Source organism: Exiguobacterium sp. s157, from assembly GCF_018618205.1.
GTDB classification, from domain to species: domain Bacteria; phylum Bacillota; class Bacilli; order Exiguobacteriales; family Exiguobacteriaceae; genus Exiguobacterium; species Exiguobacterium chiriqhucha.
On sequence record NZ_JACSLQ010000003.1, the window covers coordinates 166190 to 182586 of the forward strand.

At 52.6% G+C, this 16397-nt stretch carries 18 protein-coding genes; 4 read left to right on the forward strand and 14 right to left on the reverse strand.

Features of this window, described 5'->3' with window-relative positions; genetic code table 11:
- Positions 1–11 precede the first annotated feature (11 nt).
- The 8 genes from KNP67_RS08055 to KNP67_RS08090 all read right to left on the reverse strand — a co-directional run bounded on the left by KNP67_RS08055 (position 12) and on the right by KNP67_RS08090 (position 6583).
- Positions 12–623: a class I SAM-dependent methyltransferase gene (locus tag KNP67_RS08055; protein WP_021068006.1), complete on the reverse strand. Its 612-nt coding sequence runs from the start codon at positions 621–623 to the stop codon at positions 12–14.
- Positions 620–1627, reverse strand: a complete 1008-nt coding sequence (locus tag KNP67_RS08060) for an ABC transporter permease (RefSeq protein ID WP_214756438.1) — start codon at positions 1625–1627, stop codon at positions 620–622. Before KNP67_RS08060 ends, KNP67_RS08055 begins: the two co-directional genes overlap by 4 nt.
- Positions 1624–2298, reverse strand: a complete 675-nt coding sequence (locus tag KNP67_RS08065; RefSeq protein ID WP_029596334.1) for an ABC transporter ATP-binding protein — start codon at positions 2296–2298, stop codon at positions 1624–1626. Before KNP67_RS08065 ends, KNP67_RS08060 begins: the two co-directional genes overlap by 4 nt.
- Before the next feature lie 39 nt (positions 2299–2337).
- A complete protein-coding gene (locus tag KNP67_RS08070) occupies positions 2338–3066 on the reverse strand; it encodes a GntR family transcriptional regulator (RefSeq protein WP_131471682.1) in 729 nt (242 codons plus the stop codon).
- A gap of 80 nt (positions 3067–3146) precedes the next feature.
- A complete protein-coding gene (locus tag KNP67_RS08075; RefSeq protein ID WP_029596336.1) occupies positions 3147–4571 on the reverse strand; it encodes a glycoside hydrolase family 1 protein in 1425 nt (474 codons plus the stop codon).
- 32 nt (positions 4572–4603) lie between these two features.
- Positions 4604–5914: a PTS cellobiose transporter subunit IIC gene (celB, locus tag KNP67_RS08080; RefSeq protein WP_058765536.1), complete on the reverse strand. Its 1311-nt coding sequence runs from the start codon at positions 5912–5914 to the stop codon at positions 4604–4606.
- Between the two features lie 23 nt (positions 5915–5937).
- Positions 5938–6282 (reverse strand): PTS sugar transporter subunit IIA, encoded by a 345-nt coding sequence (locus KNP67_RS08085; RefSeq protein ID WP_021068000.1) that lies wholly within the window; start codon positions 6280–6282, stop codon positions 5938–5940.
- 4 nt (positions 6283–6286) lie between these two features.
- Positions 6287–6583 (reverse strand): PTS sugar transporter subunit IIB, encoded by a 297-nt coding sequence (locus KNP67_RS08090; protein WP_021067999.1) that lies wholly within the window; start codon positions 6581–6583, stop codon positions 6287–6289.
- Positions 6584–6724: 141 nt separating this feature from the next.
- On the opposite strand from KNP67_RS08090, the gene KNP67_RS08095 reads away from it, so the two are divergent.
- Together KNP67_RS08095 and KNP67_RS08100 are read left to right on the forward strand one after the other, a co-directional pair.
- Complete coding sequence (locus tag KNP67_RS08095; RefSeq protein ID WP_165569425.1) at positions 6725–8509, forward strand: type I phosphomannose isomerase catalytic subunit; 1785 nt, start codon at positions 6725–6727, stop codon at positions 8507–8509.
- Between the two features lie 16 nt (positions 8510–8525).
- Positions 8526–9398 (forward strand): ROK family protein, encoded by an 873-nt coding sequence (locus KNP67_RS08100; RefSeq protein WP_165569426.1) that lies wholly within the window; start codon positions 8526–8528, stop codon positions 9396–9398.
- A 39-nt stretch (positions 9399–9437) separates the two neighbouring features.
- On the opposite strand, the gene KNP67_RS08105 is transcribed toward KNP67_RS08100, so the two are convergent.
- Both KNP67_RS08105 and KNP67_RS08110 read right to left on the reverse strand, forming a co-directional pair.
- Positions 9438–9932, reverse strand: a complete 495-nt coding sequence (locus KNP67_RS08105) for a hypothetical protein (RefSeq protein WP_131471687.1) — start codon at positions 9930–9932, stop codon at positions 9438–9440.
- Entirely contained in the window at positions 9929–11464 is a 1536-nt protein-coding gene (locus tag KNP67_RS08110) for a sensor domain-containing diguanylate cyclase (protein WP_131471689.1), read from the reverse strand. The genes KNP67_RS08105 and KNP67_RS08110 overlap by 4 nt, the downstream gene beginning before the upstream one ends.
- A gap of 227 nt (positions 11465–11691) precedes the next feature.
- Between KNP67_RS08110 and KNP67_RS08115 the strand changes: the two genes are divergently transcribed.
- Positions 11692–12126, forward strand: coding sequence for a hypothetical protein (locus KNP67_RS08115; RefSeq protein WP_131471690.1), 435 nt, complete (start codon positions 11692–11694; stop codon positions 12124–12126).
- Between the two features lie 132 nt (positions 12127–12258).
- Here the strand turns inward: KNP67_RS08115 and KNP67_RS08120 are convergent, their stop codons facing one another.
- Genes KNP67_RS08120 through KNP67_RS08130 form a run of 3 tightly spaced genes read right to left on the reverse strand, consistent with a single transcriptional unit; the run spans position 12259 to position 14917 of the window.
- Positions 12259–13002, reverse strand: coding sequence for an AAA family ATPase (locus tag KNP67_RS08120; protein ID WP_131471691.1), 744 nt, complete (start codon positions 13000–13002; stop codon positions 12259–12261).
- Entirely contained in the window at positions 12993–14270 is a 1278-nt protein-coding gene (locus KNP67_RS08125) for a sensor histidine kinase (protein WP_131471692.1), read from the reverse strand. The genes KNP67_RS08120 and KNP67_RS08125 overlap by 10 nt, the downstream gene beginning before the upstream one ends.
- Positions 14267–14917, reverse strand: a complete 651-nt coding sequence (locus KNP67_RS08130) for a response regulator transcription factor (RefSeq protein ID WP_131471693.1) — start codon at positions 14915–14917, stop codon at positions 14267–14269. The genes KNP67_RS08125 and KNP67_RS08130 overlap by 4 nt, the downstream gene beginning before the upstream one ends.
- A gap of 142 nt (positions 14918–15059) precedes the next feature.
- Here KNP67_RS08130 and KNP67_RS08135 point away from each other — a divergent pair, with 142 nt between their 5' ends.
- Complete coding sequence (locus KNP67_RS08135) at positions 15060–15629, forward strand: hypothetical protein (RefSeq protein WP_214756439.1); 570 nt, start codon at positions 15060–15062, stop codon at positions 15627–15629.
- A gap of 29 nt (positions 15630–15658) precedes the next feature.
- On the opposite strand, the gene KNP67_RS08140 is transcribed toward KNP67_RS08135, so the two are convergent.
- Positions 15659–16366 carry a hypothetical protein gene (locus tag KNP67_RS08140; protein ID WP_058765330.1) on the reverse strand — a complete coding sequence of 236 codons (708 nt, stop codon included), beginning with the start codon at positions 16364–16366 and terminating at the stop codon, positions 15659–15661.
- Positions 16367–16397 lie beyond the last annotated feature (31 nt).

The following is a 16397-nucleotide window of genomic DNA, read 5'->3' on the forward strand; positions in this document are numbered from 1 at the left end:
CCACTCCCCATTTACCAAGATGACTCCATCATATCAAAACGATAAATAAGAAAGCGCTCATGGAGATTCTTTAACGGCAAGCGAACGTCCTGTACGTAGCGGAAAGGCGTCTCGTCGTTCAGAAAATGTAAGTACTCATCGGCTGGATAATAGAGGATGAGATCGACCGGACGCGGCGTTCGCTCGACCGAGTCGATGATATTCGCGACGACCTGCCGGAACACGTTCACCGAGAACGGGTTGAAGAAGTAAAAGCGGTTCGCCTCAGCCGGCACCTCAAACTGTTCGGCGTAGCCGCGGACGAGCTGAACACTGCCACGCGTCCGGTGTTTCTTGGCGTAGTTCATCCAATTCTCAAGTGCCGCTTCGTGGAAGCCGCCATCCATCTCGATGCCAATGGCCCGAACTCGGAACGTATAGGCGAGATAAAACGGGAGGCGCCCTTTCCCCGAACCGAAATCGACGACCGTGTCCGTGGCCGCGAGCGGATAGGCGTCACGCAACAAGTCGAGCGCCTCATAAGGAGTCGGTTCATAGCGGTGGTATTCGGCCGAGGCCGGGAACCCTTGTTGCGGTTTCGCCGTCTCGATTTGAAGCAATCGTTCATAGTCTTGTTCAGTCATAAATCTGTCCTTTCTTGGATGGCGCGGAAAAATGGATGACGCTCCATCTCTTGTTTGAACGCCTGTCGTTCTTGCCACATCACATAGCCGACGTAGAGCGGGATGAGCAACTTGAACCAGCTCGGCACGAGGAGCATCCCTGTGACGGCAAGCGGGATGAGACGTAGCCATAAGTTCCGATGACGCGGCGTCCGTATATAGAGTAAGATGGCCGACGTACGCCGGGCGGTCCCAAACCGATTCGGTCTCGGTCGATAGAGCGGACGCTTGCGCCGGCTCGGCTTCTCGATGGCGCCCGACGTGGATAATAATGCCCGGTCAAAAGCGGTACGCAGCGCCTCACTACGTTCGAGTTCTTGGCTAAGAAATGGATGACGCGTCACCCACCCCTCTCCCACATATATCGCAACCGCCACGAGGCCGCTGCCGAGAACGACCGCCCCTAAAGGCGAATCGCTGAGGAGCGCATACATACAAACGAACGTCACACACGTGACCGTAACTCGTAACATCCAATGGCTGCGCCGGACCGTCAATTGATAACGGATCCACGTATGAAGCCCGGTCAAAAACAGGAGGCTGATCCCAAATGCGGATATGGAGACAACGGGCCAACCGTCAAGCCAAAGCACGGGGATGAACATCAATAGGACAAAGAGGAGCGTTGAACCTAGTTTGATGGCGTGATAAAGCAACGAATCGTGCTTCAACCTGCGAACCAAAGAACGTTTGGCCACCAGCGTCACGTCCGCCCGTTCGACCCAGACGAAAAACTGATTTCTAAGGAGTACGATTCCAATTCCAAGCGCCCAAACGAGCGTCGGCACCTGACTCACCCCCTCGATTTCGCCTTGCCAAAGCAATCGGTATTGATACCCGAGAAAGATGGCGAACGGAATGACGCCGTACAGAACGACTGTCCAATCCAAGATGAGCCGCCACGTCTTCCACTGCTTGGTCACATGGGTGCGGACACGTCTAGCAAACAGCTGATGTTCATTCATCGCATAACCACATCTTCCATCATATCGAACAGCGACTCGCCTTCGGTTTGCAGGCTGAGACGCAATTCATCTTTCGTCCCACTTGCGAGCATGCGTCCGTCATCGATCCAGACGAAGCGGTCGCATAACCGCTCTGCCGTATCGAGGACGTGGGTGACGAGAAGCACCCCGGTGCCTTGACGGCGTTCCGCTTCAAGTAAACGAAGCAACTGAATCGTCGTCGTCGCGTCGAGTCCGACGAACGGCTCATCGACAAGGAGAAACTTCGCCTCTTGGATGAGCGCCAACAGAATCATCGCTTTTTGCTTCATCCCTTTTGAGAACGAGGCGATATAGTCGTACCGGACCGTCTCGAGCCGAAACAGACGCAGCAATTCGTCTGTCCGCTCGCGAGTGTGAACACTCGTCAATTCCAATACGAGAGCGATATGTTCCTCGAGCGTCAAATAATCATAGTAAACCGGTTGCTCGGGGATATAGGCGTAGCGGTCGATTTTCACCGTTCCACGCATCCACGGGATTGTTCCGGTGAGACAGGCGAGCGTCGTGCTCTTCCCGGCCCCGTTCGACCCAATCATCCCGACGATTTCGCCCGGTCGGACCTCAAATTCGATGTCCTCAATGACCGACTCACCGCGTTCATACCCGGCTTGTTCAATGTGAACGTCCATTCGAACCTCCTTCGCAAAAAGTCGCCTTTTCAGGCGACGTCATCGAACGATATTGACCGAAGAGAAAACGAACCTGTCATAGCGGTGCCGGGCGAATGAATATTCGAACGGCTTCCCGTTACTCAAGTAAACGACTTGTTCGACTTCGATGATTGGGTCGGTAATGTCATTCTTCAAGTAGCGTTGGTCGTACTCGTCAGGCTTGTCGGCTCGAATCATCTTGTGTGAACTCGTGATCGTGTAACCGAGCTCCTGTTGGATGTAGCTATAGACCGACTTCTCTAAAATTTTACGCGACAGTCCTGTAATTAGATTGGCGACCATGTACGTCAATTCGATGACATACGGCTCTTCGTCCACATAGCGGACACGACGAATCTCATAGACTGGTTCCGTCAGCTCAATCATCAAATGGTCGGCGACTTCCTGGGTCGGGAACTTCACTTCGAAATCGAGCACTTCACTGCGCAAACTGCGGTCGCCGATGACTTGCGTCAATCCTCTCGTCTCTTTACTGATGATGTTGATGCGTTCTTTTTGGAAACTGGCCGGCAAGATGAACGTCCCTTTGCCACGCTTCCGATAAATCAAGCCTTCCATCACGAGAATTTCGAGAGCGCGCTTCATCGTCATACGGCTGACACCAAATTCTTCTGCCAATTGAATCTCATCTGGGAGCGGTGTTTCGAGTTCATAAGCCTGTTCATTGATCCGATGCCGAATCTCATCCGCAATCGATTCATATTTTGGTTTTTTCTTTGTAGACATATTCCACCTCATGTATAGACATATACAAATAATATATCAAAAAAAGCTGACAAAGAGTAGGTCCTTGTCAGCTTTTCCTATTATTCTGTAAATCCATGATTGGTAATCACTTGTTTGAACCAGTGACCAGACTTTTTAACGGTCCGCTCTTGGGTCGCCAAGTCGACACCGACGAACCCATAGCGGTTCTTATAGGCGTTGCTCCATGACCAGTTGTCCATGAACGTCCATAAATGGTACCCTTTCACGTTCGCACCTTCTTCGAGCGCCCGATGCGTCCATTTCAAATGCTCGCGAATGAAATCGATCCGGTAGTCGTCTTGGACGCTGCCGTCGGTGTCACGGTAACGTTCTTCTCCTTCGACGCCCATCCCGTTCTCAGAAATGAAACACGGGATGTTACCGTAGTTGTCTTTCAAGTTGATCAAGATGTCATAGACGCCCTGCTCATAAATTTCCCAACCACGATACGGGTTCATCTTGCGACCCGGCATCTCATAGAAGTCGAACAAATTCTCGGGTAGGAACGGCGCATCAGGATTCGGTAGCGACGCCTTTGCCTTGACCCGACGCGGTTGATAGTAGTTGATGCCAAGGAGGTCGATCGTATTCGCCCGAATGAGATCCAAGTCTCCAGGTTGCATCTCCGGCATCGCGCCTTGTTCCTGTAACACGTCGACGAGTTCTTCAGGGAACGTCCCGAGCACGGACGGGTCCAAGAACGAGCGGTTGAAGATCGCGTCGGCCAAGCGTGACGCCTTCAGATCGGCCGGATGTTGGCTGCGCGGATACGACGGCGTCAAATTCAGGATAATTCCGATTTGACCGGCCTGTTCCCGCTCCCGGTACGCCTGAATGGCGAGCGCGCTCGATATGATCGAATGGTAAGCGACTTGAACGGCACGCTTGAAATCGACGACGTTCGGATAGTGGAAATCGTACAAATAGCCGCCTTCGACCGGTACGATCGGTTCGTTATGGGTGAACCATGTCGTCACACGGTCTCCGAAAAGTTCGAAACACGTCTTCGCGAACTGTACGTAAGCGTCGACGACGTCACGTGACTCCCAGCCGCCTCGGTCTTGAAGCGCCATCGGCATGTCGAAGTGATACAAGTTGATGAACGGCTCGATGTCATGATCGATGAGGCAATTAATCACATTGTTATAGAACGTGATCGCCTCTTCATTCACCTCACCGACGCCTTCTGGGAATAGACGTGACCACGAGATTGAGAAACGGAACGTGTTATGTCCGAGCTCCTTCATGAGTGCGATGTCTTGCTCGTACAAATGATAGAAGTTAGACGCCTCCGTCGCGCTGACGCCATTGAAGAATCGGTTCGGCTGTTGCATATACCAATAATCCCAAATATTTAAGCCTTTGCCTCCCTCAAACGCCGCACCTTCCATTTGCGTCGCCGAAGAGGCCGTCCCCCACCAAAAATCGGTCGGGAATTGATACGTCACTGCTGCTGATGTTTTCGTTTCTGTCGGGTTCGTCATAAACTTTCTCTCCCTTATTCTCTATTTCTCATTCATACCGCTTCGTCTTTATGGTTAGCGGCTTCTTCCTGTTCTTTCTTCAAGTTCAAACGGTCAATAAATTTAAGGAATGGGAACCAGACCGCCAAGATGATCAAGAAGTTGACGAGTTGTAGCAAACCTCCGGCAAGTGAGTTCGTCGCCATCATCCCGCTGATGAACATCGGGACGGTCCAAGGTACCGCGACCCCTGTCGGCGGCGGGACGAGCCCTGTCGACATCGCAAAGTAAGTGACCGTGACCGTGATGAGTGGGGCGACAATCCACGGAATCATGATGAGCGGGTTCATGACGATCGGCAGACCGAAAATGACCGGTTCGTTGACGTTAAAAATCCCTGGTCCGAGTGACAGTTTCCCGATTTGTTTCAACTGCTTCGATTTCAAGAACAACAAAATCGCTACGATGACGGCAAGCGTCGAGCCGGAGCCACCAAGGCCGACCGTATAGATTTCGACGAACTGTTTACTGATGATGTTCGGCACATCTCCGGTCGCCGTGTACGCGTTCAAGTTTTCAAGCGACAACGTATTCCAAATCGGATCCATGACCGAGTTGACGATGACTTGTCCGTGCAACCCGAAGAACCAGAACAATTGGACGAAGAAGATGGCGATCAACGTTGGGACGAGACCGTTACCCAATTTAACGAGCGGCTGTTGCACGACGTTGAAGATGACGTCATGTAAGTTCGTATTGAACAAGCTCGTCACACCAATGTTGAGGAGCAAGAAGACTGTGAGCGTCAACAAGGCCGGAACGAGCGCCGAGAACGACTTCGCAACCGCCGGCGGTACGCCGTCCGGCATTTTGATCGTCCAGTTCTTTTGAACGACGAATCGATAAATCTCACCTGAGAGGAAACCTGTAATCATGGCGAGGAACATTCCTTTGGCGCCAAGACGATCAAGCGGGAGGACGTTACCGACCGCTTCTGTCATTCCTTCGACTTCAATGAGGAACGGTGTCAACAAGAGGAACGATACGAGCGAAATCGCCCCACCGAAGACGGCTTCGACGTTGTAACTTTTCGAAAGATAATAGCCAATACCGAAAACGACGAAGATTGACATGATTCCCATCGTGGCCGATGGGGCGTTACCGAGTGACGATTTGAACGCATTCAGCGTCCCTTCCGACATGAACTTGTCTAAGAACGGCAAGTTGGCAATAACGACGACGATTGAACCGAACATGGTAATCGGGAACGCGAGCATGAACGCATCCCGTAATACTTGCAAATACCGACTGTTGTTCAAGTAAGTCGCCATCGGCATGAGCAACTTGCTGATCAATAAGAACATTTTGTTGTCCTGTGACATAGGATTCACCCTTCTTGATTAGGATTTACAATCTTTTGCTCCATCATCTCGATCAGGCTTGCCGTCAAATCGAGCATCGTCTGAGTCGACATGAGATGGTCTTCGGCGTGAAGGAGCAACAGTGACATGTCCGTCTTCTCCCCGTTCGCCTCTTTTTGAATTTGACCGAAGTGCGTCTGATGCGCTTCTTTTAACTGTTCACGTGCTGTCGCTAGCTGCGCTTCAAACGCTTCGTAGGAACCGTTCTTATACGTTTGGATTGCTTCTTGAATCGTGCTCCGAGCGTTCCCGCTATGCAAAATCATCATGAACGCCATCTGTTCTAACGTTAACTCTTCCGTTCCTTCCATGACCTCACCCCATCAATTTGATTGCTTGCTCATACGCTGCTTTCCCATTCGCCGTTCCGTAGGCCATCATGTCGATGACTTCGACCGGCTTCGATGTTTGCGCTTTCAATTTATCGAGCAAAAAGCGCATTTGCGGTCCGATGAGGATGACGTCCGCTTCTTCCATCTCCTTACCAACCTGGTCTTGACCGACTGCCCAAATTTTCGCTTCGTCCCCGATTGACGCCGCGTGCTGTTGCATTTTCGTGACGAGCAGGCTCGTCGACATTCCTGAACTACAAGCAAGTAATACCTTCTTCATGTTCGACCACTCCTTTTTTGAAATCGTTTACAACTTTTATTATACACATGATTAATTTCATGTCTATACTTGATTTAAAGTTTGTTTAGTTTTTAAATTTAAAAGTGTATACGATAATAAATGAGAGTGAGGGAATTGACGATGAAAATCATCCCGTTACAGCCGCATTATCAATATCGTCTTTGGGGAGGCGACCGCTTAAAGCGTTTTGGTTTTTGTTTTGATGAAGTCTCGATCGGCGAAGCATGGACCGCCTCGGCGTTGCCGCAAGGCAGTTCCGTCGTGTCTGCCGGATCGCATATTGGGACAACGCTAGACGACCTTTATGCCACGCATCCAGAACTGTTCGGCATTAACTCACCTGTATTTCCGTTATTGATCAAGTGGATTGACCCGAACGATGATTTATCGATTCAAGTGCATCCTGATGACGAGCTCGCGCAGTCGCTCGAGGGTCAACCGTATGGAAAGAATGAATGCTGGTACATCCTCGACGCGCCAGAAGGGGGAGAAATCATCTACGGGCATACGTTCGAGTCGAAAGAGACGTTACAACAGGCGCTCGAAGCTGGTGATGTCATGTCCGGTTTAATTCGAAAACCTGTCAGCCGCGGCGATTTTTTATACGTGCCGGCCGGGACTGTCCACGCTTTGACGAAAGACGTATCTGTTCTCGAGATTCAACAAAGTTCGGATACGACGTACCGTCTCTATGATTACGGACGCACTGAACCGACGACGGGCCGCACACGTGATCTCCACGTCAATCAAGGTACCCTTGCCTCCTTCGCACCCCATCTCGACTATGTGGAACCTGCCCTGTCACTGGATCATTTCCGAACGCAGTTGACGCGCAATCCGTATTTCTTCGTCGAAAAATGGACGATCGAACGCGAAGAATCCGTCTCGACGGACACGTTCCGTTTGCTCTCGGTCGTCGAAGGGACACTTGAGATTGACGGTTCGGCCTTCGAGATCGGTGCGACGTTGCTTTTGCCAGCGGGTCAGTCATTTCAGTTAGACGGAACGGCCACGTGCCTCGTCACCGGTGTATCCTCTCCAACGAAACAAAAAGCCCGCATCGGCATCGATTTGGGCGGCACAAACACACGAATCGCCGTCGTGTCGACAGAAGGGCGTCTCGAGAAACAATATAAATTGAAGACACAGCCGCACCTTGCGCTCGACACCTTGTTGAACCAAATCAAGCTTGCCGTCGAACGATTCCAACTCGAATATGACATCACGCACGTCGGCATCGCGGCACCGGGTCCGCTCGACTTAAAACGAGGTGCGTTCTTGACCCCGCCGAACCTCCCGAACTGGCACCATCAGACAATCGTGGAGCCGCTATGCACTCTGCTCGGCCTACCTGTCACGTTAGAGAATGATGCCAATGCGGCAGCGCTCGCCGAAGCGAAATTTGGGGCTGGTCGTCATGTCGACTCCGTCTTTTACGTCACGGTCAGCACAGGTATTGGCGGCGGTTTCGTCTATAAGCAAAATTTGATTAGCGGGGCTCATGGTAGCGCCGGAGAAGTCGGCAATATGATCATTCGTACGGACGGACCAGCACATCCGACGCTGAACGTCGGAGCGCTTGAGACGCATGCGAGTGGAACGGCACTTCACGAACGTGCCCGCACTAAAGGAATGACTGATTCGATGACGCTTTTGACAGACGAAATCGAACGCAGCACGTTCGTCGAGGATTTAGCGACCGGTCTCGCCAATATCATCCACACGGTCGATCCTGACGTCATCATTCTTGGAGGAGGCGTGACGGCTTCGGCTCCGTTATACTGGAATCAGTTACAAGACGCGGTCGCGATGCGAGTATACCCTCATTTGAGAGGAGCGACCCCCCTCGTCCTGCAGCAACTGCATGGCGACGCTGGCGTCATCGGGGCCGCGTTCTTGCCATAAGGAGTGGAAACAAGACATGCAACATTATTTAGCCATCGATATCGGTGGTACCAGTATCAAATACGGAGTCGTCCAAGCCGACGGCAACCTCCTGTCGAACAAACACGTCCCAACCCCAGCGACGTGGGACGGCTTGCTTGATCAAGTCGATGTGATTTTTAACGAAGCGACCGTCGAGTCCCCGCTCGACGGAATCGCCTTCAGTGCGCCCGGCTCCGTCGACTCGACGACCGGTTTGATTCATGGCATCAGCGCATTGCCGTATATCCACAATCGTCCGTTTCTACAGGCGTTCGAAGACCGTTACGACTTACCGGTCACCGTCTTGAACGATGCCAATGCGGCAGCACTTGCAGAAGGATGGAACGGTGCGGCCGCATCCGTGAAACGTTATGCGACCGTGGTCATCGGTACAGGCATCGGTGGTGCTTTCGTCGACTCGGACGTCATCATGGTCGGGTCACACTTCCACGGCGGTGAGTACGGGTACTGGATTTTGGACCCGAACTTGCCGCATCCAGATGGAACATGGAGCGCCATCGGTTCGACGGCCGTCCTCGTCAAGCGTTGCAGCGAACAGCTCGGTCGTCCACTTACCGGAAAAGACGTGTTCGCGCTTCAAACCGATCCGGTCATCCAAACGGAATTAGAGCGCTTCTATCGCTGGAACGCAATCGGCATGTACAATCTTCAATTCGGACTCGACCCGGAGCGGATTTTAATCGGTGGTGGCATCAGTCGCCGTCCGGAAGTCCGAGACGGCATCAAACGACACTTGGATGCGCTCTGTGACGCGTTCGGGACGTTCCACATCGATCTCGAGACGTGTGCCCACTTCAACGAGGCCAACTTGATTGGGGCCGCACGGTTTCACATGTTAGCGCAGTGAAAAAAGGGTTTCCACCACGAGTCTGTGATGGAAACCCTTTTATTGTGCCAGGCGGTCTTCATGAATGTGATGGTACACCTCGTCTCGAATCGCTTCGAGCGTACGCTCATGAACGATCATGTGTGCCCGAATCGTTCGGTTGACGCGTTCATTAACCTTGCCGGCCTCCAAGTGTCGATCCAACACGGGAAGGCTGAAGTCGTCAATCGGCAAATAGGCGATAGGAATCACGGCGGACCCTGATTTAACCGAGACTTGCACGCCGTTCACTTCTGGAAAGAAATACGACTCATAATACGGTTCGACGACCAGCTCTTCTTTCATCGCATCCCGCACTTCGGGAATCGTTGTCGGCAAGGCGATGAAATACACCATTTGGTCGAACGAGAATGAGACGTCTTTCAGCGAGACGCCCAGTGCCTCCGCGTGTCGGTTGGCCACACTACCCGTCACAAACCGATAACTTGGACGGCTCGTAAACAAGATGGTCGCTATAAAGGCGACGGTCATGATCATGACACTGAATTCGGTCATAGCGGCACCCCTTCCCAGCGGCAGACTTGGTTTTTCCCTCGTGATTTGGCCGCGTACAACGCTTGATCGGCGCACTCAATCAACCGTTCGCGTGACTGTTCGTGAAGCGTGTGCTTCGAAGCGACACCGAAGCTCAGCGTTAACTGACCACCTGGTTGTCGCTCCCCGTACATGAAGTTGGTGCCGAGCACGGCCGCACGAATCGTCTCCGCGACGTGGGACGCCTCGACTTCGTCGAACTGCGGCAAGAGAACGACAAACTCTTCGCCACCGAACCGATACGCCATCTGTTCATCCGGCACGCTTCGTCGAATGACACTCGCGAGCCGCGTGAGTAACTCGTTTCCAGCCAAGTGACCGTTTGTGTCGTTGAAATGCTTGAAATGGTCAATATCCATCACAATCAGTGACAGCTCGTCCGTTTCGCACTCCCGGAACAAGACATCCAAATCTTGTTCGAACGAGCGATGGTTTTTAAGACGCGTCAACCCGTCACGAAGCGCCAACGTCTCGATGCGTTGGTACAGCATCGTCTGATGCAATGCGAGTGAAGCTTGCTCCGCGATTGGTCGAACACTGTCCATTTTTTGAGGGGTGATCGGTTTCTTATTGACGACGTTGTCGATGACGAGAAGTCCGTATGGGATTCCTTGGTGATGGAGCGGGAAAATCGTACACTCGTCCATCTGTAAATCGGTATGTAACATACGCAACACCGGATCGTCGGTGATGCTCGCGTAGACGTGGAGCGGCCGTCCCGAGTCGAGTGTCTGCTTGAACAGATGGTCTCCATGAAACGGGATCGTCATTTTCCGAATCCGTTCGTTCAACTGCTCATCGTGTGTCGAGTCCGTCTCTTTCTCGTCAATCAGTCCTTGGAGATCATAATGTTGCCGAGTGATTTCTTCCCAAATTTGAAAACCATCTTCCGGGTTCATTGGACCCGTTCCCATGACCCCGTAAATACTATCTTTTTCCACATCGGCGAAGAAAATGATCGATCGGTTAAAGCCGAGACCGTGCCCAGCCGTCACTGACGTTAAAATTGTTTGGAGCAACCGGTCCGGGTCGAGCGTGTCTTGCATGGTGAAACTGACCTCTCGGAACACGTTCAATTGTCGAGAACTCGCCGTCAACATGCGCAATCGTCCTGATCGTTCTCGTTTCAACTGGGTGACATAGCCGAAAAGAAGCGCTGCACCTAGGCCGAAGAAGATATAACTGAGCAAGAGTGGAAAGGATAACGTCCCGGATTGACTGTACACGAGGAGCCAGCTGACCATGATGGCAACAGTCATGCCTTTCCAATGAAAACAAATGAGTCCTGTCATAATCAATAACAGCACCGACCAATGTAAATCATAAAAATCGAACAATACTCCGTGCCAAATCACGACGAGGCTACTCGACCCAGCGAGCAACCAGCGATTCAGGACGGGGGTCGTCATCAACCGAAGGATGTTGAAGACGATGGTGATGAGGACGATGCCGCCAATCAACAAGCCATAAACCATGATTATCCCTCGTTTCATTAAATCGATTCACCTATACTTTTTATTATAAGTCGAATCACGGGTAACTTGCCGAAATTCATTGAATCACTTACCAAACTTTCAATTACTTTGAAATATTTACCACAAGAACTTGCGCATGATGATTGTACTTTTGATATGAGTGATTTCACATAATCCTTTCATTTACTTTAGCGAAGTAACGTGGAATGATGGAATTAACTAACCCATTTAAGCGAGGTGGAAGCGTGACCCGTACCGAACATCTTGAAGCAACACGGATTTTACAGCATTTGTTTAACGCATCTTCCTTCGTCGGAATCGACTTCGGTTCTGGCCCCAATCATCATCTACTCTACTTCAACCGAGACGGCAACGAGTCGTGGCTCTCGATTGAAGGACCTTGGTACGTCCATTCATCGGGACCGTTGTTCAACGAAGATGAACAACTCCATCACCTCGTCGGACTCCGACGTGAACGCGTCCGTTCCATCCTGTTATCTGAAGACAATCCCCATCTTGAACTGACATTTGAATCTGGAGCCGTCCTGTTCGTGAACGGCTATCACGAACAGTATGAAAGTTGGCAGGCCGGAGACGCCCGTCCGCTCGGAGGCGAACACTTCTTACTCGTCGCCATGCCTCAAGGGGACTTGGCTGTCTTCGCGGAGGAGGATGTCTGATGACAGCTTGGATGGAGATTCTCACGTATATGTTGATTGCCGGTGGCGTCAGTCTCGCCATCATCGTCTTGCGCAAAGTCACGAAGTCATAAGAAAAGAGCGGCCGCGGCCGCTCTTTTCTTATTTCACCGTCTAATCCTCGAACAGGATGCGTTGCATCCGTTCCGGAGCCGCTAGGAAGTCGCGCATGACACGAACGTGCTCGAGTTCATCGAACGTCGTCGGACGGAGTCCCGTCTCGACTTGGAGGATGTCGGCGTCAGGATACGACATGAGGATTGGTGAATGGGTCGCGATGATGAATTGACTGCCCGATTGGACGAGTTCATGCATCCGCGCGAGCATCGTCAACTGCCGCATGGGGGACAAGGCGGCCTCAGGCTCGTCCAATATATAGAGCCCGCCATCCCGGAAACGATGGAGCATGAGCGACAAGAACGCCTCCCCGTGCGATTGCTCATGGAGCGATCGACCGCCGTAAGACGCATAGAACCGTTCCGGGTCGGGCGACGTCCGGGCAATCTCATCCACATAACTCGACAATTGATATGCCGTCTCGGCCCGGAGGAAAAATCCGTCTTTCGGCCGGTACGCGCCCCGAATCGGACGGAGCGCCTCGAACAACGGGCTATGCGTTGCCTCGGTCTCAAAACGGAACGTCGTCGCCCCACCTTCCGGATTGAATCCGGCGGCGATGGCCATCCCTTCGACCAACGTCGATTTTCCACTCCCATTCTCACCAACCAAGAACGTGACTGGCTTCGTCAGCGTCAATTCATCAAATCCATCAAAAATCGGTAGCGAGAACGGGTACCCTGGCTTTTCAATCCGATCTCGCTCTAAGCGGACACCCCGCAAAAATAAATTTAGTCCCATTCGATCCAAAACAACGCCCCCTCTCCCTCTCTCGATTCGACTCCGTAAACGAGTCCTTGAGCCTCGAGCAACAGCTTGTTGATGGCCAGACCAAGTCCGTGACCGTTCGAACGGTCCCCTTTCACATACATATCCCAGATGTTGGCGCGCATCGTCTCGGCAATGCCCGGCCCTTCGTCTTCGATTTCAAGCCGTCGCTCGGAGAGCCTGATCGTGATCACACTTCCTAGTGGACTGGCGTGATACGCGTTCTGAAGAAAGTTCGACAGCACACGCTCCATCGCCAATCGGTCCGCCTGGACGACCGCGTCCTCGACGAGTTCAAGTGTGACCGTCACTTCCTTATGACGGAACCATTCATCCATCCGCGAGACAGTCTCTTTGATCAATGCATCCAAACGAACGGACTCGACCGAAAGTGTCACGTTGCCCGCGGATAGTTTGGAGTATTCGAGCATCTGACTCACGAGCCGATCGATCCGATCGACTTCCTCGGTTAAACTGCGACCCGTCGCCGCCACGTCTTCTTGTTTGACGACACCGAGTTCAAGCATTTCGGCCTCGTTCCGGACAATGGCAAGCGGGGTCCGGACATCGTGCGTAACCCCTGAGATGAATGTATTTTGCATCCGTTCTTTCTCTTCGAGTGATGTGTTCATCTGACGGACCGCTTCCGTCAAATCGCCAATCTCGTCGTCGGTGACAGGCGGCAGTGTGATGTCATGCCGGCCCAACATGATGGCTGCGGTCGCCTGCTTCAACTCGACGAGCGGGGACGTCAAACGCCGCCCCATCCAATACGTCACACCGACGGCGACGATGAGCGCGAGCAAGAACCCGCTCCCGAGAATGACGTAGATTTGACGAAACTGCGGATTCGACAGCGGGACGGGTGCGTACGTCACGATTTGCACATCCCCTTCTTCCCGAAGGAACGTCAATAACCGCGCCCCGTTCACACTGACCTCATCTCGTTCAGAAAGTGAGTCTGGATCGAGGGCTGGCGACATATGTCGACGCATCCTGCCCCCACGATCAAGATTGACCGCTTCCCCGTCTTGAAACACGAGAACATCGAGTTGACCCGGTATGCCGCGTCCATCCACAAGCGCCTCATACACGATGTCCGCTTCACGCTCGAGTTGGTCATAGCTCTCCGTCTCCGCGAAACGCCCAATCAAGAGTGATGTCAGACCAAATGTGAGCACCGCCATGACGACGAGAGGGAGGATCGCGGTCCAAAGCAACTTCTTCATCAACCGGCTCATCGGACTTCCTCCAATCGATAACCGACGCGATGCACCGTCTTCAAGTACCGCTTCATCGTCGGCAATTTGTCACGCAACTGTTTGACGTGCGTGTCGACCGTGCGCGTGTCCCCGGCGAACGTATAATCCCACACCTCGTCAAGTAGGCGGTTGCGATCGAGCGCTTCTCCACTATGTTTCAAGAAGAAGAGGAGCAACTCGTATTCTTTATTGGTCATCCGAATCGCTTGGCCGTGATCGGTCACCGTACGGGATCGTGCGTCCACCATCATGTCGCCGAACGAGATCTCGTCCGTCTGTTTGACGAGACGTTTCAGGCGAATTTCGAGTTCTTTTAACACGATCGGTTTGACCAAATAATCGTCGGCCCCGAGCTCGAGGCCGAACACACGGTCATCCGCCTCTCCTCGTGCCGTCGCCAAGATGATGGCCGGTCGCGGCTTGAGCGTCTTCAATTTCGGGATGAGCGTCCAACCTTCCCCGTCCGGCAGACGAACATCGAGCAGGACCGCATCGAACGGTTGCTCGAGCTGCCGCTTCGCTTCGGCGAGTGTGCCGACCACACTGACGTGAAACCCCGCGTACGTTAAAAAGCGGGCGAGCCCGTCCGCTAATTTCGGTTCATCTTCGACTACGAGTACGTTCATCTTTATCGCCTCCAACCCCATTATATCGCATCGCGAAACGAACCCATCATTTCCCAAAGACAATTTGCAGAAACCTTGCAATTCCCTCACAACTTTTGATCACCCACGTCCTACACTTGAGGTAGTAAAGGAGGAGATTGACATGAAGACATCTAAATTAGCCATCACCCTGGCCGGCCTACTTGCCGTCTCAGGAACCGGCGTCTATGCCGCCACGAACGACACGACAACGACCGACGGAACGGAAACGACGACCCAATGCGAACGCGGGGAACGAGGCGAGCGGGGTATGTTCGGTAATCGGGCAGCCGGTCAGGCCGCTTTGCTCGAGGCGCTCGGGTTGACCGAAGCCGACGTGGAAGCAGCGCGCGAAGAAGGACAATCGCTTCCTGAACTCGCGGAAGAAACAGGGATCACCATTGAACAGTTCATCGAGGCGATGATCACTTCTCATGAAGCGAAACTTGAGGCAGCCGTTGAATCAGGTGACTTGACGCAAGATGAGGCCGACGCGATTCTCGCCGACCACGAAGAACGTTTTGCTGACATCACGAGTTACGACGACTTAGGCGACATGCGCGGCTTTGGCGGTGGACGTCACGGAGGCGGGCATGGCCCTCATCACGGTGGTCAATTCGGTGGCCCGAACCAAGATGAGGACACACCTGCGGCCGATGATAACGTAGACAATCAGAGCACCAATTCACTGTAAGCAAAAAGGCAACCGCGAAGGTTGCCTTTTCATATGGCTAATAACAGTAAAGCGTATCCGATGAGCCCGACAGCAAACGCACGAAAGCTGCTGTCTCGTTCTTCTGGCAGCTCTTCTTTCATGACGTTCAAAATAATCCCCCCGGCCAAGAACGCGACAATCATCGACAGCGTCACTTCATGGAGCGCTGAAAATGCGCCGACGCTCCACCCGGCAAGCACGGCCAACGACAACCACAATCGGCCTCGCCTGTCGTACGACTCCTGATGGTGATGCCTCAGACCCTGGTCGACCGTGATGAAATGAATCCCTAATGCGACAAAGTAGAGTGTCATTGCCCATGCCGTATCGAACTCGCTCTCCGCGAGCACGTAGCCGATGCTGAAGTTGTAGACGATGAACAACGCCATGTGAATCCAAAAAACGCTGCCGTTGCCACGCCGTTTCATTTGCGTGGCCAACCGTTCCAAGCCATAAAACACTGCCAGACCGAGCATGCTGACGACGAGGATATGATTCTCGATTGAAGCGAACAGTCCGCTCTCGAGATGTCCTTCGAGTTCTTGTTGATATTCGTTCAGTTCAGGCAAGAGATGAAGAAACACATACGCGACGGCGACTCCGCCGGCGAGTGACAGAAACCGGCTCCGCGGCGTCTCGCGCACGTGAATCAACTGTCCTGAAAAGTAGTGAATCAAGGCAAATCCGATGGCGAACAACAAGCTTAACCAAAACATCCAGTCACCTCCGACACGTTACCCGAAAGCC